Annotated in this window: 1 protein-coding gene; it reads right to left on the reverse strand. The window is 69.6% G+C overall.

All coding sequences use genetic code 11. The features are described 5' to 3' along the window. Positions 1 to 53: 53 nt before the first annotated feature. Positions 54 to 1,118, reverse strand: a complete 1,065-nt coding sequence (locus LJ221_RS09980) for a BMP family protein (protein ID WP_241715485.1) — start codon at positions 1,116 to 1,118, stop codon at positions 54 to 56. Between the last annotated feature and the right edge of the window lie 321 nt (positions 1,119 to 1,439).

Below are 1,439 nucleotides of genomic sequence, written 5' to 3' on the forward strand. Positions count from 1 at the left end.
CCCCCCCCCGCTCCGCTCCGCCGCCGGGCCCGACCGGTCGGGCGGGAGAGGGGTCAGGACCCGGTGCTGACCTCGATCTCGCCGCTGACGACGCCCTCCCTGGCCTTCTCCACGGCTTCCTGGAGCTCGGTCATCTCGGTGAAGGCCGGGTTGGAGTCGGACAGGCCGACACCGCCGGACTCCAGGTCGAAGCGGTTCTCACCGCTTATCGGCTCGCCGTTCTGGACGGACTCGACCAGGTCGTAGACCGCGCCGGAGACATCCTTGGTCATGGAGGTCAGGATGCTGTCCTTGTACTTGTCCAGTGTCTTCTGCGTGTACTGGTCGGAGTCGACGCCGATGACCCACTTGTCCTTGGCCGCGACCGCCTCGATGACGCCCTGGCCCGCGAGGCCGGCGGCGTGGTAGATCACGTCGGCCTTGGCGTCGAGCTGGCCGCGCGCGGCCTCCTTGCCGAGGTCCGGCTTGGAGAAGCCGTCCATGTTCGGCGGCTGGGTCAGGTACTGGGTCTTGACCTCGATGGACTTGTCGGTGTCCTTCACGCCCTGGACGAAGCCCGCCTCGAACTTCTTGATCAGCGGGACCTCGACGCCGCCGACGAAGCCGACGACCTTGGACTCGGTGGCCTTGGCCGCGGCCACGCCCGCCAGGTAGGAGCCCTGCTCCTCGTTGAAGACGAGGTTGGCGACGTTCTCCGCCTGGACGGTGTTGTCGTCGATCAGGCCGAAGGTGGTCTTCGGGAACTTCTCGGCGACCTCCTCGATCGGGGTGGCGTAGGCGAAGCCCACACCGATCACGGGGTTGTAGCCCTGGCGGGCGAGGTCGGTGAGGCGCTGGACCTTGTCGGCGTCCGACTCGCCGTCGGAGGGCTCGACATCCTCGCCGTCGATACCGAAGTCCTCCTTCGCCTTCTCGAATCCCCGGTAGGCGGCGTCGTTGAACGACTGGTCGCCACGTCCGCCCACGTCGTAGGCGAGGGCTATGCCCTTGCCCTTCTCAGTGGGGTCGGAGGAGTCCGAGGAGGCGGACTCCGTGGACGTGCTGCCACACGCGGTGGCACTGAGGGCGAGGGCCGCGGCGGTGCCGACCGCGGCGGCAAGCTTGCTTACCCGGCGCAAGAGGACTTCCCTTCGCTCGAAGCGCCTCCGTTGGCGCTGGCTTTCGCCGCATCGTAACGCGCGTAGATGCCAGGAAAAGGGCTCCCGCGGAGCCGTTATCAGTTCGGTGTTAACGGGTGGTGCCCGCGCCCTTGTGGAGGGTGACGCGGGGGTGTCCCCACGGGGGCCGGGCACCGCGGGTGCCGGAGGCCGCCTCGGCCCACGGGCGGTGGCGGCGGGTCCACGCCCCGCGCCCAACCCCCTCCCACCTGCGCTTTTCCCTCCGCCACGAGACCGGGCGGCGAACGCGGCCGGCTCGGGATCCCGGCGGCCGGCCGACGG

The sequence above is a fragment of the Streptomyces sp. CNQ085 genome, from assembly GCF_022614595.1.
Lineage (GTDB): Bacteria > Actinomycetota > Actinomycetes > Streptomycetales > Streptomycetaceae > Streptomyces.